Source organism: Enterobacter sp. JS8-1, assembly GCF_049187015.1.
Classification (GTDB): Bacteria; Pseudomonadota; Gammaproteobacteria; order Enterobacterales; family Enterobacteriaceae; genus Enterobacter; species Enterobacter mori.
The window spans coordinates 2082996-2105647 of the sequence record NZ_CP185805.1 but is presented as its reverse complement, the minus strand read 5'-3'; the positions used below and the strand labels follow the sequence as shown (position 1 = coordinate 2105647).

Sequence of the window (22652 nt, the reverse complement as noted above, 5' to 3'; positions counted from 1 at the left end):
ACCCAAACGCGTTGAAGTTTGAGCGGATTTAATTTAGCCATAGCCTGTACAAGTCACTCCACCATGACCTTCACCTTGGCTTTAGACAGCAAAATATGGATAAGCCCGGTAAAGGCGACCGGTCTAAAGAAGTAGTATCCCTGCTGATATACGATGTTATTCCGGTTGAGATAGTCTAATTGCGCTTTCGTCTCAACGCCTTCCGCCACAATGCTGATGGAGAGCTTACGCGCTAAATCCAATACGCAATCGAGGATCCGGGTGGAGTCCTCGTGTTCATTGACTCTGCTGACGAAGCTGTGGTCAATCTTGATGTAATCGATATGCAGATCGTGCAGATAAGAGAGCCCGGAATAGCCGGTGCCAAAGTCATCCAGGGCAATGGCAAAACCATTTTCATGGAGCACGTTCAGGGTCTGCACGAGGCGTTCATCAATATCCAGCGGCTCTCGCTCTGTCACCTCAATCACATGGTTTAAATCCTTTCTGACGAAGCTATTTTTATATTTCAGGCATTCGTCCACGAAGCCTGGCATCCCGATATGGGAAGCGCTGAAGTTAATCCCGATATGAAAACCTTCCGGAAGTTTACTGGAGATGGCATTCATTTGCGTCACCACCTGCGCCATCAGGCTTTGTGTCAGGGAAACAATCAGCCCCGATTTTTCAGCAATCGGAATGAATGCTCCCGGTGAAATATATCCCGCTTTGGGGTGCTTCCATCTTGCCAGCACTTCCACGCCCCGCAGCGTACCCTCCCTGCCGTTAACCACGGGCTGGTAAAACGGAATGATTTCTCTCTTCGCAATCGCACTGCGAAGTGATTCTTCAGGAAGCGTGTGTTTGTTCAGGTACTTATACAGAACATAAGCCGCGATACCGGCAACCAGCAGTACGAAAAGGAGTATGCCGCCCCCCTGACGAAGCAGCCTTTGCGGGCTGAAAAAAGGCGCAGGGTTGTATCGGATGCTATAGGCGTATTGTTCAGAGTAAACCTGTCTGGCCTGACGTTCGCCGGGAGACGTGACGTGCAGTTCGCCAGAGGCGTCAATTGCGCTCCCGCCTACCGCTAATGAATAATTCACGTGCTTTAACGGCGTGCTTAACGCATCCCGGATATGGCGATCGCTGATCGTCACGATAATACGGTTTTCTGCAAACCGGGTCTGAAAGAGCAAAACCGGCTGCCCGTTTACCGTATCGCTTGCCGGAACAAGAAATAAGGGAGTATCGGGTAATGTATTAATATGCCGCAATAACACGCGATTTCCCGGCAGAGAGGAACACCAGGGCTGCCCCTGCCTGATGATGACGATGGTTCTGAGATGTGGCTGAAGCGCTGCCTCCGTACCCAGTTGATACTGGCCTTCTGCATCGCACCCCTTGACGATAATTTCCGTCGCCGTTCGGGCGGCAACGCGCGCCTCGTCAAGAATGTCATTGATATCGCTTATAGCATATCGGGCTCCCGACTGACTGTCGGCCCGTGCTGAATACCAGAGTTGAATATTGAGGATAGAAATACCCGCAATAAAAATGGCTACTGCTGCTGCGACAGGCACAAAAGTGTTACGCATCAACGTATCTACCCTACAGGGTTATGATTATAAATAGCATGGTCGACAATAATAAAAATAACCATGTTATCTTTAAATTTATGACTTAATTATGACTTATCGCGAGAGTCCAAATAAATCAATCACTATAAAAACACTAGTGATTGACTTTAAATTTAGACTAATGCATATTTTACAGCACGAATTAACAAGACTTTTTGGAGGACGTTTTCTATGCCAGCCCGTGATTATCCCGACAAACGCGTTGCTCGCGGTTTAGCAAAGGAGGCCGATCTCAGGATGTTGAGCGCCCGCATCGATCCCGACCTGATGGAGTACATCAGAACCACCGCCTATGAAACCCGCAAAAGTAAGCAAGAGATTGTGGCGGAAGCGTTAGCGCTTCACCGGCAGAATAACCCGATGACGCCTGCGGCAGACTAGGCCAGGGCTTCATCTGGCAGGCGGTATTCTGTTTTCGCTTAATCCACCAGTGAATTCAGCGTGTCCAGCGCGTCCGGCGGTAACACCAGATCCCCGGCGGCAAGGTTTTGCTGGAGATGCGCCACGGAGGACGTTCCGGGGATCAGCAGGATGTTCGGAGAACGTTGCAACAGCCACGCCAGCGCAACCTGCATTGCCGTTGCCCCCAGCGCATCCGCAACCGCCTGCAGCCCGGAAGATTGCAGCGGCGTGAAACCGCCCAGCGGGAAGAATGGCACCCAGGCAATCCCCTGCTGCGCAAGCGTATCCACCAGCGAATCATCACCGCGATTCACAATGTTGTACATGTTCTGCACGCACACCACGGACACCATTTTCTGCGCCTCGGCGACCTGAGAGGCAGTGACGTTACTCAATCCAATATGGCGAACCAGCCCCTGCTGCTGTAGCTCCGCCAGCGTGGACAACGGTTCAGCGATCGATCCTTCCGCAGGACCGTGGGCGCTAAACATGATCCGCAGATTGACCACATCCAGTACGTCCAGCTGCAGGTTGCGCAGATTATCATGCACCGCCTGAGTCAGTTCCTGTGCGGAAAAGGCCGGGAGCCAGGCACCTTTGTCGTCGCGGCGGGCGCCGATTTTGGTCACGATGGTCAGATCGTCCCGGTAAGGATGAAGCGCCTCGCGGATCAGCTGGTTAGTCACGTGCGGGCCGTAAAAATCGCTGGTATCGATATGATTCACACCCGCGGCCACCGCTTCGCGGAGCACCTCCAGCGCGGCCTGCTTATCCTTCGGTGGGCCAAACACGCCCGGCCCGGCAAGCTGCATCGCGCCATAGCCCAGTCGTTTAACCGTTCGCGTGCCGAGCGCGTACGTTCCGCTTTTATCAATGCTGCTCATGTTGACCTTCCTCATAAAAATGATCCGGGTTTACAACAGGTTCCCGATCGGAGCCCTAAGTTAAGCACGAGTTAAATTAAAGTTTAAATTCTATACGACGATAGTATTGATGTACCTCTGCATCTCTCTAACGGACGACCGCTATGCTGAAAAATCTGCACGTGATTACCGGTATTATCTTTGCCCTCACCATATTCTGTCTGCTGCAAGTTGTCACGGGAGGGTTGTTCTACTCTGCCGTCAGCAACGATCGCCATAACTTCCAGAACTCCGGGGTGCTCAATGCCCAGCAGGAGAGCCTGAGCGACAGCGTCAATACGCTGATAAAAACGCGCGTTACCGTCACCCGCGTGGCGATCCGTTACCTGAAAAACCAGCGCGATCCTGCGTCCCTCGCGGCGATCAACACGCTGTTAGGCACCGCCAATGACTCTCTGGCGAAAGCCGAAGCCTACAACAAAGAGTGGCAGAAAATGCCGCAGGTTAATGGCCAAAACGCGGCGTTAACCGAAGAGATGCAGAAATCCTGGAATCAAATGCACGAGGTGATGCGTCTGTCGATTGAGTATCTGCGCGCCGACAACTATCAGGCTTACGGTGATCTGGATGCCCAGCAGGCACAGGACGGGATGGAAGCGGTCTATAACCGCTGGCGTGCCGAAAACAACACCCTGCTTAAAGCGGCGACACAAGAAAACCAGAGCAGCTTTACGCAGATGCAGTGGACGCTGGCAGGGATTTTCCTGGCCGTGATCGCCGTACTGGTCGTAATCTGGCAGGGTTTACAACACCTGCTGCTGAAACCGCTCAAAACCATCATGAACCACATCCGCACCATCGCGGGCGGCGATCTGACGCAAAACGTCGATATCTCTGGCCGCAATGAGATGGGACAGCTGGCGGCAGGCCTGCATGAGATGCAGCAGTCGCTGGTTAACACGGTCAGTGCCGTACGCGGGAGCACGGATTCGATTTATACCGGCGCGGGTGAGATTGCCGCCGGGAGCAACGACCTCTCGGCCCGTACCGAACAGCAGGCTGCCTCGCTGGAAGAGACGGCCGCCAGTATGGAAGAGTTGACCGCAACGGTTAAACAGAACTCCGATAACGCGCGTCAGGCTACGCTGCTGGCGAAAAATGCCTCTGAAACGGCCGCACGCGGCGGTCACGTCGTGGATAACGTGGTTCGCACGATGACCGAAATTGCCGACAGTTCGCAGCAAATCGCGCACATCACCGGCGTGATTGACAGCATCGCCTTCCAGACGAACATTCTGGCACTTAACGCGGCAGTGGAAGCCGCTCGCGCCGGGGAACAAGGTCGTGGATTTGCGGTTGTCGCCGGTGAAGTCCGTACGCTGGCGAGCCGCAGCGCCCAGGCGGCGAAGGAGATCAAAGGGCTGATTGAGAATTCCGTCAGCCGGGTCAACACCGGCTCTGAGCAGGTGAGCGAGGCTGGTGCAACGATGAAAGAGATCGTCGCCGCAGTCACCCGCGTCACCGATATTATGGGCGAGATTTCATCAGCCTCTGACGAGCAGAGCCGCGGTATTGAACAGGTGAGCCTGGCCGTATCGCAGATGGACAGCGTGACGCAGCAAAACGCCGCGCTGGTACAGGAATCCGCTACGGCTGCAGCGGCCCTTGAAGACCAGTCCGAGCAATTGCGTCAGGCCGTGGCTGCATTTCGCCTGAACGTGCAGGAAAGTGCCGCGCCGCGCGCCAAAAATGTGAAAACGCCGCAGCTGTTGCGCCCGGCAACGGCCAGCGCGTCGGGCGACAATCACTGGGAAACGTTCTAAGCCGTACCGCTAGCGGCTGCGCTTGGCGTGCCGCTCCCAGGTCTCCTGTTTCGCTTCGTCGGATTTTCGCAGCGAAACATAGCAAGCCCCGCTGCCGCCATGGTGCGGCAGCGCGACACAAAATGCCTGCACTTCCTCGAACTCCGTCAACCAACGCGCCAGATAGCTGCGCACCACATTAGGGTGCGACTTCAGCTCACGCCCTTTGCCGTGCACGATAATCAGATTGCGCAGCCCGTCACGACTGGCCTGCCGGATAAAAGAATACAGCATCTGGCGGCAGCGTTCGGCGGGCTGACGTAAGAGGGTTAAGCTGGCCTGACGGGAATATTTACCGGAACGCAGCTTATCAATAACGCCCTGCTGAACCCCTTCGCGCTGGAACATCAGCGGCTCTTCGAGCGGCAGCAATTCCAGAAAACCCAGGGTCAGAAAGTTGTCGAGCTGTTCAGTATCAATGTCCTGGCGAGCCCGTGAATTACGGCTTTGCTGCCAGTGGATATCCGTGCAGCGTTTCAGGGGCTGAACATCTTCCATGGCGTCAAGAAAAAGGGATTTATCGTCAGGGTTCATGGAAATCCTCCGGCTACATCTGGGCTTGTACTATACCTGCACCAGACAGTCGCCTCAATCACCCCGCAGAATGCGGGGTGAGATACATATTATCCTGATGAATATATATAGCCATTATTAAAAACATTTAAATCAGACTTAACTAAAACTTCAGTAAAGTTAAAATAAGTGATTTGCGTTAAATTTTTAGAAAATCAATCACTCGCCTGCCTTTCATTTTTCGGGAAAGATGTTATACCTAAATATACCTGCCTCATGGATATAATACTCAGGACTGGCGAAAGGATGCACTGCTGTGTGTACTATAGGGTCTGTCTGATGTCGGGCAGATCCTGTTTTTTTATAATATGTATTTCACGCAATGACTATTTTTCTCGCTTCCCTTCTGAATTGCGTAATTAATGATTCGGCAAGGGGCGTCTGACGTGAATCACGGCGCTGAATTAAATAATAGGTTGCTTTAGGAAGCGACTCAACGACCGGCAGCATGACCAGACGGTGCGCCAGCAGCGGGTCACAGCCTAGCTCCTGCGGCAATATGCTTAAAAAATCACTTTGCGCGACAAGACTAATGCAGGAAGAAAAGGTTTCGCAGACGACACCAATTCGCGGTATTTGCGAGCGGTGACTAAATACCTCTTCTAATTGCTTATAATAGCTTCCCCGCGGCGTCGGCATTGTCCAGTTATAATGCAAAAGTTCATTAATAGAGGTTGCCCCCGTTGCCGGATGCCCCTCCCGACAAAATACTGCAAACGGTTTTTCAAAGAGCTTTTCAAAGGTAAATTCATGGTCGTAAGGCCCCTGATAATAGGTATTGATGGTGAAATCCAGCTCACCCTGGCGTAATTCATTGATCATCGACACCAGTTGCCCTTCCATAATTCGCACCTTGACCTGCGGATGTTGCGCATGAAAACGGGTGATGACGGCGGGCATGAGGCTTCGTGAAACGCTGGCCCCCATTCCGATGTTGATCTGCCCAGCCAGTTCGCCCTGCCGCTGACGGATATCATCCTGTGCCGCACGCAGCTCTTCCAGAATCAACCTGGCGCGCTGGTAAAAGCCCTCACCGCATTCGGTCAACGCGACGCCTTTACTCCTGCGCACGAAAAGCTGCGCCGCTATGCCCTCCTCCAGCTCTTTGATGGATTTGGTCAGCGCCGGTTGCGAAAGATTCAGCGTCCTGCTGGCACCGCGAATGCTGCCCTGACGCGCGACTTCAACAAACGCCCGGATTTGATGAAATTTAATCTGGAATGTCATAGCCCGACCGATAACCGTTGTTTATCAGAGTAAAGAAACTGTCATCTACTTTAATGGAAAGGGATGTGCGAGGGTAATTCCTGAACGGTTAAAACTGTGAAAAATCGGTTAGTGATAAGTAAAAACTATCACAGCGTGAAGCAGTTCACATATTTTAATGATGACAGGAACAGATATGGACACACTGGCGCAGTACATCCAGATATTATCCCCGCAGCTGAGCGCATGGCGTCGTGATTTTCACCATTTCGCGGAATCTGGCTGGGTAGAGTTTCGTACCGCCGCGAAAGTCGCGGAAATCCTGGACTCGCTGGGTTACGAACTGGCGATGGGTCGTGACGTGGTGGATGCCGAAAGCCGGATGGGGTTGCCCGATGCCGCTACCCTGGCGCATGAGTTTGAACGCGCGCGGGGGCAAGGCGCGACTGAGAAATGGCTGGCGCCGTTTGAAGGCGGGTTTACCGGCATTGTGGCGACCCTCAATACCGGGCGTCCTGGTCCAACCCTGGCGTTTCGCGTCGACATGGATGCCCTTGATTTAAGCGAAGCGCTGGATGAAAGCCATCGCCCGTTCCGCGACGGGTTTGCCTCCTGTAACGCGGGGATGATGCACGCCTGCGCGCACGACGGCCACACCACCATTGGTCTGGGGCTGGCGCAGGTGCTTAAGCAGAATGAAGCGCAGCTCAGCGGCACCCTCAAGCTGATCTTCCAGCCTGCCGAAGAAGGCACCCGCGGCGCGCGCGCCATGGTTGCCGCCGGGGCGCTGGACGACGTGGACTATTTCACCGCCATCCATATTGGTACCGGCGTCCCTGCCGGAACGACGATCTGCGGCAGCGATAACTTTATGGCCACCACCAAGTTCGACGTGAACTTTACCGGCGTGGCCGCACACGCGGGCGGTAAACCGGAGGACGGACGTAACGCCCTGCTCGCCGCCGCGCAGGCCTCCCTCGCCCTGCACAGCATCGCCCCGCACAGCGAAGGGGCCTCCCGGGTGAACGTCGGCGTGATGCAGGCGGGCAGCGGACGCAACGTGGTGCCCGCCAATGCCCTGATCAAGGTTGAAACGCGCGGCGAAACCGAAGCCATTAACCAGTATGTCTTTGAACGCGCGCAGGCGGTCATTACCGGCGCAGCGGCGCTCTACGGCGTGCGCGCCGAGATGCGCCTGATGGGTGCCGCGACGTCCAGCGCGCCGACACCGGCGTGGGTGGATTATCTGCGCGAACAGGCGAGTCAGGTTTCCGGGGTTGTTCACGCCATCGATAAGGTGAAGGCGCCAGCAGGCTCTGAAGACGCCACGCTAATGATGGCCCGCGTGCAGGAGAACGGCGGCATGGCGTCATATATGGTGTTTGGCACCGATTTGAGCGCCGGACATCACAACGAAAAATTCGACTTCGATGAGCAGGTCATGGCCATCGCCATTGAAACGCTGGCGCGAACTGCGCTCAATTTCCCGTGGACGCGAGGTGTGTAATGCAGGAGAACTACGCTTTTATTGCCGATGCGATCGACACGCGATGTCGGACGTTAACCGATATTGCCGACGCGATCTGGGATCGCCCTGAAACCCGCTTTGAAGAGTTCTGGTCCGCCGAACGGCTCGCCAGCGAGCTGGAGGCCGAGGGCTTCACGCTGACGCGCGAGGCTGGCGGTATTCCAAATGCCTTCATCGCCAGCTTTGGCAGCGGGAAACCGGTTATCGCCCTGCTGGGCGAATACGACGCGCTGGCCGGGTTAAGCCAGCAGGCGCACTGCGCGACGGCGCAATCCGCCACGCCAGGGGCCAACGGCCACGGCTGCGGGCATAACCTCCTGGGCACCGCGGCGCTGGCGGGCGCGGTGGCGGTGAAAAGCTGGCTGGAGGAGCACGGCGGCAGCGGAACGGTGCGTTTTTATGGCTGTCCCGGCGAGGAAGGCGGTTCCGGGAAAACCTTTATGGTGCGCGAAGGTCTGTTTGATGACGTTGATGCCGCCGTCACCTGGCATCCGGAAGCCTTCGCCGGGATGTTCAACGTCAGCACGCTGGCAAATATTCAGGCCGCCTGGCGTTTTCACGGCGTGGCGGCGCACGCGGCCAACTCCCCCCATCTGGGACGCAGCGCGCTGGACGCCGTAACGCTGATGACCACCGGCACCAACTTCCTCAACGAACACATCATTGAAAAAGCGCGCGTCCATTATGCCATTACCGATACCGGCGGGATTTCGCCCAACGTGGTGCAGGCGCAGGCGGAGGTGCTGTACCTGATCCGCGCCCCGGAGATGGCCGATGCGCAGCAAATCTACGAACGCATCGAGAAAATCGCCCAGGGCGCGGCGATGATGACCGAAACCACCGTCGAGTGTCGCTTTGATAAAGCCTGCTCAAGCTATCTGCCAAACCGCACGCTCGAGGCGGCGATGTATCGCGCCCTGCAGCACTACGGCACGCCGCTCTGGACGGAGGAAGAACGCGCCTTCGCCCGCGAGATCCGCGCCACGCTGACGCCCAACGATCTGCAGAACAGCCTGAAAAATATTGCCGCAACGGGTGGCGACGCGGGGAAAGCCTTTGCCCGTCGTCATCAGGAGACGCTGCTGGTGGATGAAGTCGCCCCCTATGCCATCACCGACAACGTGCTGGCGGGTTCAACCGACGTGGGCGACGTCAGCTGGAAAATGCCGGTCGCCCAGTGCTTCAGCCCCTGCTTTACCGTCGGCACGCCGCTACACACCTGGCAACTGGTGGCGCAGGGGCGTACCTCCATTGCCCACAAAGGCATGCTGCTGGCCGGAAAAGTGATGGGTGCGACCGCGCTCAATCTGCTGCAGGACGCAGCGCTGCTGAAAAAATGCCGTGAAGAGTTCGAACAACAATTACAAGAAAAACCGTACGTGTGTCCGATCCCTCAGGGCGTGACACCGTCACCTTTAAAATAAAAAAACACAACACAACAACACTCCCGAGGAACGCCCATGAGTATGTCATCCATACCTTCGCATTCCCCATCCGGTAAGCTCTATGGCTGGGTTGAGAGGATCGGCAATAAAGTGCCGCACCCTTTCCTGCTTTTTATCTATCTGATTGTGATTTTGATGGTCGCCACCGCCGTACTCTCCGCCTTTGACGTGAGCGTGCGCAGTCCGGCTGACGGTAACCTGGTGGCGGTGAAAAACCTGCTCAGCGTTGACGGGCTGCACTGGTTTTTACCCAACGTGATTAAGAACTTCAGCGGTTTCGCCCCGCTGGGCGCCATTCTGGCGCTGGTGCTGGGCGCCGGGCTGGCGGAACGCGTGGGCTTGCTGCCCGCGTTAATGGTGAAGATGGCTTCCCACGTCAGCGCGCGCTACGCGAGCTATATGGTTCTGTTTATCGCCTTCTTCAGTCATATCTCCTCCGACGCCGCGCTGGTGATCATGCCGCCGATGGGGGCGCTAATTTTCCTCGCCGTCGGGCGTCATCCCGTGGCGGGCCTGCTGTCGGCGATTGCGGGCGTGGGCTGCGGATTTACCGCTAACCTGCTGATCGTCACCACCGACGTGCTGCTCTCTGGCATCAGCACGGAGGCGGCGAAAACCATCGATGCGGCAATGTACGTCAGCGTGATCGACAACTGGTACTTTATGGCCAGCTCGGTGATTGTCCTGACGATTGTTGGCGGGCTGATTACCGATAAGATCATCGAGCCGCGGCTGGGTAAATGGGAAGGCCGTAGCGATGAAAAGCTGGAAACCCTGAGCAAAGAGCAGCGCTTCGGCCTGCGCGTAGCTGGCCTGGCCTCGCTGGCCTTTATCGCGCTGGTGGCGCTGATGGTGGTGCCGGAAAACGGCATATTGCGCGATCCGGTTAAACATACCGTCCTGCCGTCGCCGTTTATTCAGGGCATCGTGCCGCTGATTATCCTCTTCTTCTTTGTCGTCTCGCTCGCCTACGGTATCGCCACCGGCAAAATCCGCCGTCAGGGCGATCTGCCGCAGCTGATGATCGAGCCGATGAAGGAGATGGCGGGTTTTATTGTGATGGTATTCCCGCTGGCGCAGTTCGTGGCGATGTTTAACTGGAGCAACATGGGCAAGTTCATGGCCGTGGGCCTGACCGACGCGCTGGAGGCGGCCGGGTTAAGCGGCGTACCGGCGTTTGTCGGCCTGGCGCTGCTGTCATCGCTGCTGTGCATGTTTATCGCCAGCGGCTCTGCCATTTGGTCGATTCTGGCGCCGATCTTCGTGCCGATGTTTATGATGCTGGGCTTCCACCCGGCTTTTGCGCAGATCCTGTTCCGTATCGCAGACTCCTCGGTCATTCCGTTGGCGCCGGTTTCACCGTTTGTTCCGCTGTTTTTAGGCTTCCTGCAGCGCTATAAACCGGAGGCCAAACTGGGTACCTACTATTCGCTCGTCTTGCCTTATCCGCTTATCTTTTTAGGGGTATGGCTGGTGATGTTGGTGGCGTGGTATCTTGTCGGCCTGCCGATTGGACCGGGAATATACCCGAGGCTGAACTAAAGGAATGAGGATGCTGAGATTACTCGAAGATAAGATTGCGACGCCGCTGGGGCCGCTGTGGATTATCGCTGATGAGGCGTTCAATCTGCGCGCCGTCGAATGGGAAGAGCACAGCGACCGCATGGAAGAACTGCTGAACATTCATTATCGCGCTGAGGGTTTTGAGCGTATCAGCGCCACCAATCCGGGTGGGCTGAGCGACAAGCTTGCGGCGTACTTCGAGGGCGATCTCAGCATCATTGATACTCTGCCAACCGCCACGGCAGGCACGCCTTTTCAGCGCGACGTATGGCAGGCCCTGCGGTCGATTCCCTGCGGGCAGGTCATGCATTATGGTCAGCTCGCAGAGCAGTTAGGCCGTGCGGGCGCGGCGCGCGCAGTGGGGGCCGCAAACGGCTCCAACCCGGTCAGCATCGTGGTACCCTGCCACCGCGTGATTGGCCGCAACGGCACCATGACGGGCTATGCCGGTGGCGTGCAGCGAAAAGAGTGGCTACTGCGCCATGAAGGGTATCTTTTGCTGTAGAAACCAGGCTTTTAGTGCTTAATTTTCTTCCGGTTAGGGTAAAAATCCATAAGCAATTTGTGGAATTTCAAGAAGATGGCGACACAATGTCGCCACTTGTCCTTATTGAGGGTTTGCCAGGCTTACGTACTTACCAAAAAGATGTTAAAATTGACCAATATCAATTAAGGCTTGAGCAAACCTATGATCCCGGAAAAGCGAATTATACGACGCATTCAGTCTGGCGGTTGTGCTATCCATTGCCAGGATTGCAGCATCAGCCAGCTCTGTATCCCGTTTACCCTGAATGAGCATGAACTCGATCAGCTTGATAATATCATCGAGCGTAAAAAGCCTATTCAGAAAGGGCAGACGCTGTTTAAAGCGGGAGACGAACTGAAATCGCTCTATGCTATCCGTTCTGGCACCATCAAGAGCTACACCATCACCGAACAGGGTGATGAGCAGATCACCGGCTTCCATCTGGCGGGCGACCTGGTGGGCTTTGATGCTATCGGCACGGGTCATCACCCGAGCTTTGCTCAGGCGCTCGAAACCTCAATGGTTTGCGAAATTCCGTTTGAAACCCTGGACGATCTGTCCGGTAAGATGCCTAACCTGCGTCAGCAGATGATGCGTCTGATGAGCGGTGAGATCAAAGGCGACCAGGACATGATCCTGCTGCTTTCCAAAAAGAATGCAGAAGAGCGCCTGGCCGCGTTTATCTACAATCTCTCCCGCCGTTTCGCGGAACGTGGTTTCTCGCCGCGTGAATTCCGTCTGACGATGACGCGTGGCGATATCGGTAACTACCTGGGCCTGACCGTTGAGACCATCAGCCGTCTGCTGGGACGTTTCCAGAAAAGCGGCATGCTGGCGGTTAAAGGTAAGTACATCACCATCGAAAATGGTGAAGCGCTGGCGGTTCTCGCCGGGCACGCCCGCAACGTCGCATAACATCCCCGAATGATTTATGCCAGTTTCGTACATTTTCGTGATGACGGGACTGGCATTTTACATTGTCCTTTTCAACCGCTCCCACTCCCCGGTCTGCGCCTGGCACGTTCCCGTTGAGGTTATGATTTGAGAGAAAGTTTATTTTTCGTTTCAGTCGTTATTGCCTCAATCACCTTCATATTCATCTGGATCATGCTTGTCGGCCCGATGAAGGGAGAGGAAAAGACCTATGTGCAGGATTCAACGACCTTTGCGATAGCGGTGATGGTGCTGCTGTTGATTGCGTTTATCGCCGTGACGGTGACCGTTCTGCTTCTTTGATAAATTTGCATCATTTATTGATCTGACAAAACCTCCCCCCTGTTTCATTCAAGATATATAGGTTACTCTTTTAATTACAGACTGTGGTGACAGTAGTAAGGAGACCTGTATGGCCAAGTATCAAAACATGCTGGTAGCTATCGATCCGAATCAGGACGATCAGCCAGCATTACGACGTGCTGTGTATTTACATCAACGGATTGGTGGCAAAATCAAAGCGTTTTTGCCGATCTATGACTTCTCGTATGAGATGACCACCCTTCTGTCCCCTGACGAGCGCACCGCGATGCGTCAGGGCGTGATCGGCCAGCGTACCGCGTGGATCCGTGAACAGGCGAAATATTACCTGGAAGCGGGTGTTCCTATTGATATCAAAGTGGTCTGGCATAACCGACCTTTCGAAGCCATTATCCAGGAAGTTGTCGCCGGTGGGCACGACCTGCTGCTGAAAATGGCGCACCAGCATGACAAGCTGGAATCCGTGATCTTCACCCCTACCGACTGGCATCTGCTGCGTAAATGCCCTTGTCCAGTCTGGATGGTAAAAGACCAGCCGTGGCCTGAGGGCGGAAAAGCCGTCGTGGCAGTAAACCTCGCGAGCGAAGAGGATTACCACAATTCGCTGAACGAGAAGCTGGTGAAGGAAACCATCCAGCTTGCCGAACAGGTCAATCACACCGAAGTGCATCTTGTGGGCGCGTATCCGGTCACGCCGATTAACATTGCCATTGAGCTGCCTGAATTTGACCCGAGCGTCTATAACGATGCGATCCGCGGACAGCACCTGCTGGCGATGAAAGCGCTGCGCCAAAAATTCAGCATTGATGAGAAAATGACGCACGTTGAAAAAGGTCTGCCTGAAGAGGTGATCCCGGATTTAGCGGAACATCTTCAGGCGGGGATTGTGGTACTGGGAACCATCGGGCGCACCGGTATTTCAGCCGCGTTCCTCGGCAATACCGCCGAACAGGTGATCGACCATCTGCGCTGCGACCTGCTGGTCATTAAGCCGGATGAGTTCCAGACGCCGGTTGAGTTGGATGACCCGGAAGACGATTAACCCGTAACACCGGGCGGCGCAAGCTTGCGCCACCCGGCCATAAAAAAACCGCCGGATTCGGCGGTTTTTTCGTTTTAACGCAACTTACAGCGCTTTCAGAATCGCATCCACGCTGGCTTTAGCGTCGCCAAACAGCATGTGAGTGTTCTCTTTGAAGAACAGCGGGTTCTGAACGCCTGCATAGCCGGTATTCATGGAGCGTTTAAACACAATCACGTTCTGTGCTTTCCACACTTCCAGAACCGGCATACCGGCGATTGGGCTACGCGGATCGTCCTGCGCAGCCGGGTTAACGGTGTCGTTAGCGCCGATGACCAGCACGGTGTCAGTGTCGGCGAAATCATCGTTGATCTCGTCCATTTCCAGCACGATGTCGTAAGGCACTTTCGCCTCCGCCAGCAGCACGTTCATGTGGCCTGGCAGACGACCTGCCACTGGGTGGATACCAAAGCGAACCTTGATACCGCGCGCGCGCAGCTTCTCGGTGATTTCCGCAACCGGATACTGCGCCTGCGCCACCGCCATGCCGTAGCCCGGGGTGATGATCACGGAATGCGAGTTTTTCAGCATATCCGCAGTGTCTTCCGCGCTGATTTCACGGTGCTCACCCACTTCCTCATCGGAACCGGTCGAAGAGCCGTCAGAACCAAAGCCACCGGCAATCACGCTGATGAACGAACGGTTCATCGCCTTACACATGATGTAAGACAGGATCGCCCCCGAAGAACCCACCAGCGCACCGGTGACGATCAGCAGGTCGTTGCTCAGCATAAAGCCTGCCGCCGCTGCCGCCCAACCTGAGTAGGAGTTCAGCATTGAGACAACCACTGGCATATCCGCACCACCGATGGACGCCACCAGGTGCCAGCCGAACGCCAGCGCAATGATGGTCATCACCAGCAACGCCAGCACCTGCAGGCCTACGCTTTCGGTACGCACGAAGACCACCAGCAGCACAAATGAGACCACCAGCGCCGCCAGGTTCAGCTTGTGACGGTTTGGCAGCATCAGCGGCTTAGAGGAAATTTTCCCGCGCAGCTTGCCGAACGCCACAATCGAACCGGTGAAGGTCACCGCACCGATAAAGATACCGAGGAACACTTCCGTCAGGTGAATGTTCACCAGAATCGGTTCCAGGCCCGGTTCGTGATACAGATAGCTGTTGAAGCCCACCAGCACCGCCGCCAGACCCACGAAGCTGTGCAGAATCGCAACCAGCTCCGGCATCTCGGTCATTTCAACGCGTTTTGCCAGGCGAATACCAATTGCGCCACCGATGATCATCGCCACCAGGATCCACGCAACGTTGCCGGTGTCCGGCCCGAAGATGGTGGCAATCAGCGCAATTGCCATCCCGGCAATACCAAAGTTATTCCCCTGCTGAGACGTTTCGTGTTTGGAAAGTCCCGCCAGACTGAAAATAAACAGGATTGCAGCAACAATGTATGCGGCTGTCACTAATCCTCCAGACATATGCTACCCCTTAGCCTTTACGAAACATTTTCAGCATGCGCTGAGTCACGGTGAAACCACCGAAAATATTGATACTGGCGATCAGTACCGCGACAAAGCTCAGGAAGCTGATCCAGCCGCCGTGACCAATCTGCAGCAACGCCCCGACCACGATAATCCCGGAGATGGCGTTGGTCACCGACATCAGCGGCGTATGCAGCGCATGGGAGACGTTCCACACCACGTAGTAGCCCACGACGCAGGAGAGCGCGAAGACGGTGAAGTGACCAAGGAACTCTTTTGGTGCGACGTCAGCCAGCCAGCCGAAGAGAATAATCACCAGCGCCATGATCGCGTATTTGCGCCACGGGGAAGCCGGTTTGGCGGGTTCTTTTGGCTCTGGCGCGGCTTTTGGTGCCGCCTGAGGCTGTGCGGAAACCTGAATAGGCGGAGCAGGCCAGGTGATTTCACCTTCACGGACCACGGTGACGCCACGGACAACCACGTCGTCAAAATCAACGGTGATGTTGCCATCTTTCTCTTTGCAGAGCAGCTTCAGCAGGTTGACGAGGTTAGTGCCGTACAGCTGTGAAGACTGGGTTGGCAGACGACCCGGCAGATCGGTATAACCAATGACCTTCACACCGTTAGCGGTCGTGGTCACCTGATTCGGCACGGTATATTCGCAGTTACCGCCGTTCTGCGCGGCCAGATCGACAATCACGCTGCCCGGCTGCATGGAATCGACCATCTCGCGGGTGATCAGCTTCGGTGCCGGTTTGCCCGGAATCAGCGCCGTGGTGACGATGATGTCGACCTCTTTGGCCTGCGCGGCGAAGAGTTCCATTTCGGCTTTGATAAAGGCTTCGGACATTACCTTCGCGTAACCATCACCGCTGCCAGCTTCTTCCTTGAAGTCCAGCTCAAGGAACTCGGCGCCCATACTCTGGACCTGCTCCTTGACTTCCGGACGGGTATCAAAAGCACGGACGATAGCGCCCAGGCTGTTTGCTGCTCCAATCGCAGCAAGACCGGCCACGCCCGCACCAATCACCATCACTTTCGCTGGCGGTACTTTACCCGCCGCGGTGATCTGACCGGTAAAGAAACGACCAAACTCGTGAGCCGCTTCAACGATAGCGCGGTAACCCGCGATGTTCGCCATGGAGCTCAGCGCATCCAGAGACTGGGCGCGCGAAATGCGCGGCACCGAGTCCATCGCCATTACGGTGACGCCACGGGCTGCCAGCTTCTCCATCAGCTCTGGATTTTGTGCAGGCCAGACGAAGCTCACCAGCGTCGTGCCCGCGTTCAGCAGCGCAATCTCGTTCTCTTCCGGTGCGTTGACCTTCAGAATGATCGGCGATTGCCAGACCTCTGCCCCTTCGACCACTTCCGCACCGGCCTGGATAAAGGCCTCGTCATCGAAACTGGCCAGTTTGCCCGCGCCGCTTTCAACCGCGACGGTAAAACCCAGTTTGAGCAGTTGCTCCACCGTTTTCGGTGTTGCCGCTACACGGGTTTCATTGGCTAACCGTTCTTTTGGTACCCCAATACGCATAGTTTTCCCTTCCATCGGTTTTTGATGATGGTTTGTCGATAATTGCCCGCGGTCGGCCGCAGATTTCGCCATCCACATAACGACGAAAAATGATCCACCCCGGAAAATAAAACAGTAACAAACTTTCTATAACCTACTGAAAATAACGCCCGTGATCTACCGTCCAAAAACACTATTTCTTACTTTATCTGTGAAAAATAAGCGATCGGCATCGCTGACAGAGATATTTACCTTAAATTCATCGCTGAGACCGATAAATCGCGCAAGCGAAGCGGCAAAAACATGATATAGCGCCATAACAGAACAACTTATTAACATTAAATTAACTTGTAAAAGTCATAAGCTTTATCAGTTTTACTTGTCAAACGTCTGTTTTTTCAACATATCACTAAATGTTATCGAATTGGGTCATGCGCTGAGCACAGGCTGTGAAAAATGGCGCAGACAGCGACGGGATTTAAATGCCATAATCGGGACCGTCTCAAATTAACAACAATACCAGTACATGGTTTGCGCAAGGCGAAGGATTATTTTTATGAAGCTTAAGAACACACTCCTGGCGTCCGCACTTCTTTCCGCGACCGCCCTGTCTGCGAATGCCGCGACAGAGTTAACGCCGGAGCAAGCGGCAGCGTTAAAACCTTTTGACCAGACGGTCATTGTGGGTCGCTACAACTCCATTGGCGACGGCGTTGCCGCCGCGTCAAAAGCCGCTGATAAAAAAGGCGCGGCTTCGTTTTATGTGCTCGATCAGTCCGATCAGGGCAACAGCGGCAACCAGCGCGTCACCATTGCGCTGTACAAAGAAAATGCGCCTAAAGCGGATGAACAGAAAAACCGCGTGATTAACGGCATCGTTGAGCTGCCAAAAGATCAGGCGATTGCGCTTGAGCCGTATGACACCGTTACCGTTCAGGGCTTCTACCGCAGCCAGCCTGAAGTGAACGATGCCATCACCAAAGCCGCGAAGCAGAAAGGAGCTTACTCTTTCTATATCGTGCGTCAGGTGGATGCTAACCAGGGCGGCAACCAGCGTATTACCGCGTTCATCTATAAAGAAGATGCGAAAAAACGCGTTCTGCAAAGCCCGGACGCTATCCCTGCTGATTCCGATGCGGGACGTGCGGCGTTAGCAAAAGGCGGTGAAGAAGCGAAGAAAGTTGAGATCCCGGGCGTCGCGACCTCAGCAGCGCCAAGCGCTGAAGTGGGCCGTTTCTTTGAAACGCAAACCACCAAAGGTGGACGCTATTCCGTCACCCTGCCGGATGGAACCAAAATTGAAGAGCTGAACAACGCCACTGCCGCGCAGATGGTACCGTTCGACAGCATCAAGTTTACCGGCAACTACGGCAACGGAACGGAAGTCTCTTATCAGGTCGCGAAACGCGCGGCGAAGAAAGGCGCGAAGTACTACCACATCACCCGCCAGTGGCAGGAACGTGGTAACAACATGACCATCAGCGCCGATCTGTATAAGTAACAAAACGGTTGATCTGAGGCGGCGTAATGCCGCCTTTTTTGTTACTTTTTTTCTAATTTCGGCCACACATCATTGCATGCTTTCCTGACACTCCGTAAAATCCCGCGCCTTAGTGTGATCCACCATTTTTATGCGCCCGTGCGAAATAATTATTCTGGATTTGGACCTTTCATAACAGGAAGCCAATGGAAAAGAAACTTGGCCTGAGTGCATTAACTGCACTCGTTTTAAGCTCAATGCTGGGTGCGGGTGTATTCAGTTTGCCGCAGAACATGGCGGCAGTCGCAAGCCCTGCCGCGTTAATTATTGGCTGGGCGATCACCGGCGTCGGGATCCTGCTGCTGGCATTTGCCATGCTGCTGCTCACCCGCATTCGCCCCGATCTTGATGGCGGCATTTTCACCTATGCCCGCGAAGGCTTCGGGGAGCTGATTGGCTTCTGCTCCGCATGGGGCTACTGGCTTTGTGCGGTGATCGCTAACGTCTCCTACCTGGTGATTGTCTTCTCGGCGCTCAGTTTCTTTACCGATACCCCTGAGCTCCGCCTGTTTGGTGACGGCAATACCTGGCAATCCATTGTCGGGGCATCTGTACTGCTGTGGGTGGTGCACTGGCTGGTATTACGCGGTGTCCAGACGGCGGCCAGCATCAACCTGGTCGCGACGCTGGCTAAACTGGTCCCGCTTGGCCTGTTTGTCGTGCTGGCATTTATTGCGTTTCGTCTTGACGTCTTTAAGCTCGACTTCACCGGTATCGCGCTGGGCGTGCCCGTCTGGGAGCAGGTCAAAAATACCATGCTGATCACCCTGTGGGTGTTCATCGGCGTTGAGGGTGCCGTCGTGGTCTCCGCCCGGGCGCGTAATAAGCGCGATGTCGGCCGCGCCACGCTGTTGGCCGTGCTGGCGGCGCTGGGGGTATATCTGCTGGTGACGCTGCTGTCGCTGGGCGTGGTGGCGCGTCCTGAACTGGCAGAAATGCGTAATCCATCAATGGCTGGGCTGATGGTGAAAATGCTCGGCCCGTGGGGAGATGTGGTGATTGCTGCGGGGCTTATCGTTTCCGTCTGCGGCGCTTACCTGAGCTGGACCATCATGGCGGCAGAAGTACCGTTCCTGGCCGCCACGCACAAGGCGTTTCCTCGCCTGTTTGCCCGCCAGAATAAAAACAATGCGCCGTCGGCCTCACTCTGGCTCACCAACATCAGCGTACAGGTCTGTCTGGTGCTGATCTGGCTCACAGGTTCGGACTATAACACCCTGTTGACCATCGCCTCTGAAATGATTCTGGTACCCTATTTCTTAGTGGGTGCGTATCTGTTAAAAATCGCGACGCGCCCGGCGCATTACATTGTCGGTGTCGGCGCCTGTATTTACGGTCTGTGGTTGTTGTATGCTTCCGGGCCTATGCATCTGCTGCTGTCGGTGGTGTTGTATGCGCCGGGTCTGCTGGTGTTTATCTATGCACGTCGCACGCATCAGCTGGAGAACGCCCTCAAGCGCCGTGAAATGGCCGCGATCGGGTTGTTACTGATTGCTGCCGTACCGGCCACGTGGATGTTAATGGGATAGCATCGCCTTTCCCATTGTTGAACTGAAAAGGAGAATACGATGGGAAATGCACAGCAACGCCCAATATTGATCACCGGTGGAGGCCGCCGTATCGGCCTCGCCCTTGCCCATCACTTTCTCAACCTTCGCCATCCGGTTATCGTCAGCTACCGCAGTGAATACCCTTCGATTGAGGGATTGCGTAAAGCCGGCGCGATCTGTATTCAGGCCGATTTTTCAACCGATGAGGGTATTCTTGCTTTCGCGGAGAAAGTGAAATCTACCACCCACGGGCTACGCGCCATTATTCATAACGCCAGCGCCTGGCAGGCCGAAACGCCTGCGACGCCGCTGAGCGAAACGCTCTCCTGCATGCTGCAAATCCACGTCAATGCGCCCTATTTGCTGAACCATGCATTGCAAGACCTTCTGCGCGGCCACGGGCATGCCGCGGGTGACATTATTCATTTCACCGATTATGTGGTGGAGCGCGGCAGCGACAAGCACATCGCTTATGCCGCCAGCAAGGCCGCGCTGGATAACATGACGCGCTCGTTTGCCCGCAAGCTGGCCCCCGAGGTCAAAGTGAACGCCATCGCCCCGGCGATGATATTGTTTAACGAACACGATGACGCAGAGTATCGCCAGCAGGCGCTGAATAAATCACTGATGAAAATCGCCCCGGGCGAGAAAGAGGTGATCGACCTTATCGATTATCTGCTCACCAGCTGCTACGTTACGGGCAGGACCTTCTCCGTGGACGGAGGGCGCCCGCTTCGCTAGTGAAAGCGGCTCCAGAAGAAGATCAATACCCAGGCGCTGAGGCTCCAGCAGACCACTGCCCCGCCCAGCGCCAGCGGAAGCCGCATAAAACCGGTGAAGTACCACAGCGACAGCAGGTAGAGAAAATACGGGATGATGGACCACATTCCGAACACAATGGTGGCCCGCAGCGCTTCAATGCCACGCTCGGACGCAACGATGTAGTGCGCAATGAGCGCAAAGGTCGGAAAGAGCGGAATCAACCCGGCAATGTAGTAATTCTTCGTTTTCGCCAGCACCCCAATCAACAGCACCACCAGCGCACCCAGCGCGGCTTTAATCAGCAGCCCCATCATTTTTGCCATAACAATCAAGAAACAATATGAGGCAGAATAACGGAAGTGTCGTTAATTTAGAAAGATTAATGGAAGGTTAAGGTTGTGCGGTGTATGTTGGCTTTTTTCGCGATAACAGACGCAGTATGAATAAGATTGTTTATGTAGAAGATGAACCCGAAGTGGGACAATTGATCGCCGCTTATCTGGGTAAACACGATATGGACGTCATCGTTGAGCCTCGCGGCGATCGTGCTGAAGAGGTTGTGCTACGCGAAAACCCGGACCTGGTGCTGCTGGACATCATGCTGCCCGGTAAAGATGGCATGACGCTCTGCCGTGACCTGCGCGCCCGGTGGGAAGGGCCTATCGTGCTGTTGACCTCTCTGGACAGCGACATGAACCATATTCTGTCGCTGGAAATGGGCGCTAACGACTACATTCTCAAAACCACGCCGCCAGCCGTTCTGCTGGCCCGGCTGAGGCTTCATTTGCGCCAGCGCGCCAGCAGTGAACGCGAAGCGCCCGCGCCGTCTCTGACGCCGCACAAAGCGATGCGCTTCGGTACGCTGTCTATTGATCCCATTAACCGCCAGGTGCTGCTCTCTGGGGAGCTTATCGCTCTCTCCACCGCAGACTTTGACCTGCTGTGGGAGCTGGCAACGCATGCGGGGCAGATCATGGACCGCGATGCCCTGCTGAAAAACCTGCGCGGCGTCAGCTATGATGGAATGGACCGCAGCGTAGACGTCGCGATTTCGCGCCTGCGTAAAAAACTGCAGGATAATGCCACCGAGCCATACCGCATTAAAACCGTGCGTAATAAGGGGTATCTGTTCGCCCCGCACGCCTGGGAAACCTGATTCCGTTATCCGATTAGCATATCATGCGCGAAATGAAGGCATTACACAGCGATGCCCTCGCCTTCGCGCTTTTATTTATCCGTTTGCGCAACAATTAACTTGCTAAGCACGCGAACTATCCCATAATTAAATCTTCACCCATCCTTTCTACAGCCAGTACCGCCCCGTCTATACACAGACTCTTTTTACCGTGAAGCTCTCACGCTACCTCTCCCATAAAATCTTGCAATGAGGATTTAAGCCCATGAAATATGTATAGCTACAATCAGGTAGAAGCCATCAAAACCAATCTTGAATGGATTGTTAATCAGGCAGCGCTTAGCCATTCCTCCCCCTCACGCGCCGATCAAAAAGCGCTCTTTGACCTCCTTGAACTCATCCAGTCTTACGAAATACTTCTGGATTTAATTAACGAATTTGGGACTGCCGTGATTGATATGCATATTGCGGAAGGCCTGGCCGTAACGGAAACACTCATCGCCAAGGTAAAAAGAAATACGCGCGCGATGTAATGCGCTCTGCCCGACAGAGATGATGCTTTCCACACGCTAAAGAGATATGAAAATCTTGCATATTCTGCATGTTTTACGGCCTCAGCCCCTTTGCAGAAGCGCCAGTCAGCAGAAACCAAACGGGTTCGGGGCAATAGGCCCGGCTGGAGCGCCGTATGCAGTACCGGTGGTAAGTTTGTCCATGCGATACATACTCTCACCTCGCTTTTTGGGGGGCTGTTCAAAGGAAGTGGTAAGGTCATCAGAAAAATAGCGAC

General features: G+C 55.0%; 20 protein-coding genes. 13 read left to right on the top strand and 7 right to left on the bottom strand.

Annotated features, from left to right (window positions below; translation table 11 throughout):
- Window positions 1-53 precede the first annotated feature (53 nt).
- A complete protein-coding gene (locus tag ACOQH0_RS10010; RefSeq protein WP_421512143.1) occupies window positions 54-1577 on the bottom strand; it encodes an EAL domain-containing protein in 1524 nt (507 codons plus the stop codon).
- Window positions 1578-1790: 213 nt separating this feature from the next.
- Here ACOQH0_RS10010 and ACOQH0_RS10005 point away from each other — a divergent pair, with 213 nt between their 5' ends.
- Window positions 1791-2000, top strand: coding sequence for a hypothetical protein (locus ACOQH0_RS10005; RefSeq protein ID WP_029485054.1), 210 nt, complete (start codon window positions 1791-1793; stop codon window positions 1998-2000).
- Between the two features lie 38 nt (window positions 2001-2038).
- Here ACOQH0_RS10005 and ACOQH0_RS10000 read toward each other — a convergent pair whose 3' ends face one another.
- Window positions 2039-2905 carry an aldo/keto reductase family oxidoreductase gene (locus ACOQH0_RS10000; RefSeq protein ID WP_421512142.1) on the bottom strand — a complete coding sequence of 289 codons (867 nt, stop codon included), beginning with the start codon at window positions 2903-2905 and terminating at the stop codon, window positions 2039-2041.
- A 143-nt stretch (window positions 2906-3048) separates the two neighbouring features.
- Between ACOQH0_RS10000 and tcp the strand changes: the two genes are divergently transcribed.
- The gene (gene tcp, locus ACOQH0_RS09995) at window positions 3049-4707 is read left to right on the top strand and encodes a methyl-accepting chemotaxis citrate transducer (RefSeq protein ID WP_303570446.1); all 1659 of its coding nucleotides are present in this window, start codon (window positions 3049-3051) and stop codon (window positions 4705-4707) included.
- A gap of 9 nt (window positions 4708-4716) precedes the next feature.
- On the opposite strand, the gene smrA is transcribed toward tcp, so the two are convergent.
- Both smrA and ACOQH0_RS09985 read right to left on the bottom strand, forming a co-directional pair.
- Complete coding sequence (gene smrA / locus ACOQH0_RS09990; protein WP_089598704.1) at window positions 4717-5280, bottom strand: DNA endonuclease SmrA; 564 nt, start codon at window positions 5278-5280, stop codon at window positions 4717-4719.
- Window positions 5281-5634: 354 nt separating this feature from the next.
- Window positions 5635-6546: a LysR family transcriptional regulator gene (locus ACOQH0_RS09985; RefSeq protein WP_420986442.1), complete on the bottom strand. Its 912-nt coding sequence runs from the start codon at window positions 6544-6546 to the stop codon at window positions 5635-5637.
- A 175-nt stretch (window positions 6547-6721) separates the two neighbouring features.
- Between ACOQH0_RS09985 and ACOQH0_RS09980 the strand changes: the two genes are divergently transcribed.
- The 6 genes from ACOQH0_RS09980 to uspE all read left to right on the top strand — a co-directional run bounded on the left by ACOQH0_RS09980 (window position 6722) and on the right by uspE (window position 13883).
- A complete protein-coding gene (locus tag ACOQH0_RS09980) occupies window positions 6722-8032 on the top strand; it encodes a M20 family metallo-hydrolase (RefSeq protein ID WP_421512141.1) in 1311 nt (436 codons plus the stop codon).
- Window positions 8032-9477: a M20 family metallopeptidase gene (locus tag ACOQH0_RS09975; RefSeq protein WP_089599559.1), complete on the top strand. Its 1446-nt coding sequence runs from the start codon at window positions 8032-8034 to the stop codon at window positions 9475-9477. The genes ACOQH0_RS09980 and ACOQH0_RS09975 overlap by 1 nt, the downstream gene beginning before the upstream one ends.
- Window positions 9478-9513: 36 nt before the next feature.
- Window positions 9514-11040, top strand: a complete 1527-nt coding sequence (abgT, locus tag ACOQH0_RS09970; protein WP_421512140.1) for a p-aminobenzoyl-glutamate transporter — start codon at window positions 9514-9516, stop codon at window positions 11038-11040.
- A 10-nt stretch (window positions 11041-11050) separates the two neighbouring features.
- A complete protein-coding gene (gene ogt, locus ACOQH0_RS09965) occupies window positions 11051-11566 on the top strand; it encodes a methylated-DNA--[protein]-cysteine S-methyltransferase (RefSeq protein WP_421512139.1) in 516 nt (171 codons plus the stop codon).
- 183 nt (window positions 11567-11749) lie between these two features.
- Entirely contained in the window at window positions 11750-12502 is a 753-nt protein-coding gene (gene fnr, locus ACOQH0_RS09960; RefSeq protein ID WP_006174991.1) for a fumarate/nitrate reduction transcriptional regulator Fnr, read from the top strand.
- Window positions 12503-12932: 430 nt separating this feature from the next.
- Entirely contained in the window at window positions 12933-13883 is a 951-nt protein-coding gene (uspE, locus tag ACOQH0_RS09955) for a universal stress protein UspE (RefSeq protein ID WP_010430440.1), read from the top strand.
- Window positions 13884-13967: 84 nt separating this feature from the next.
- Here the strand turns inward: uspE and pntB are convergent, their stop codons facing one another.
- Entirely contained in the window at window positions 13968-15356 is a 1389-nt protein-coding gene (pntB, locus tag ACOQH0_RS09950) for a Re/Si-specific NAD(P)(+) transhydrogenase subunit beta (protein WP_010430438.1), read from the bottom strand.
- 10 nt (window positions 15357-15366) lie between these two features.
- Window positions 15367-16896, bottom strand: coding sequence for a Re/Si-specific NAD(P)(+) transhydrogenase subunit alpha (pntA, locus tag ACOQH0_RS09945; RefSeq protein WP_010430436.1), 1530 nt, complete (start codon window positions 16894-16896; stop codon window positions 15367-15369).
- 535 nt (window positions 16897-17431) lie between these two features.
- On the opposite strand from pntA, the gene ydgH reads away from it, so the two are divergent.
- From ydgH to folM, 3 genes are all read left to right on the top strand, one after another.
- Window positions 17432-18376: a DUF1471 family protein YdgH gene (ydgH, locus tag ACOQH0_RS09940; protein ID WP_010430434.1), complete on the top strand. Its 945-nt coding sequence runs from the start codon at window positions 17432-17434 to the stop codon at window positions 18374-18376.
- Between the two features lie 185 nt (window positions 18377-18561).
- On the top strand, window positions 18562-19944 hold the full coding sequence (locus ACOQH0_RS09935; RefSeq protein WP_089599555.1) for an amino acid permease: 1383 nt from the start codon (window positions 18562-18564) through the stop codon (window positions 19942-19944).
- 39 nt (window positions 19945-19983) lie between these two features.
- Window positions 19984-20706: a dihydromonapterin reductase gene (folM, locus tag ACOQH0_RS09930; RefSeq protein WP_421512138.1), complete on the top strand. Its 723-nt coding sequence runs from the start codon at window positions 19984-19986 to the stop codon at window positions 20704-20706.
- Here the strand turns inward: folM and ACOQH0_RS09925 are convergent.
- A complete protein-coding gene (locus ACOQH0_RS09925) occupies window positions 20703-21038 on the bottom strand; it encodes a GlpM family protein (RefSeq protein ID WP_089599552.1) in 336 nt (111 codons plus the stop codon). The genes folM and ACOQH0_RS09925 overlap by 4 nt on opposite strands.
- Before the next feature lie 128 nt (window positions 21039-21166).
- Here ACOQH0_RS09925 and rstA point away from each other — a divergent pair, with 128 nt between their 5' ends.
- Both rstA and ACOQH0_RS09915 read left to right on the top strand, forming a co-directional pair.
- Window positions 21167-21883 carry a two-component system response regulator RstA gene (gene rstA / locus ACOQH0_RS09920; RefSeq protein WP_108417029.1) on the top strand — a complete coding sequence of 239 codons (717 nt, stop codon included), beginning with the start codon at window positions 21167-21169 and terminating at the stop codon, window positions 21881-21883.
- 251 nt (window positions 21884-22134) lie between these two features.
- Entirely contained in the window at window positions 22135-22395 is a 261-nt protein-coding gene (locus ACOQH0_RS09915) for a hypothetical protein (RefSeq protein ID WP_089599550.1), read from the top strand.
- Window positions 22396-22652 lie beyond the last annotated feature (257 nt).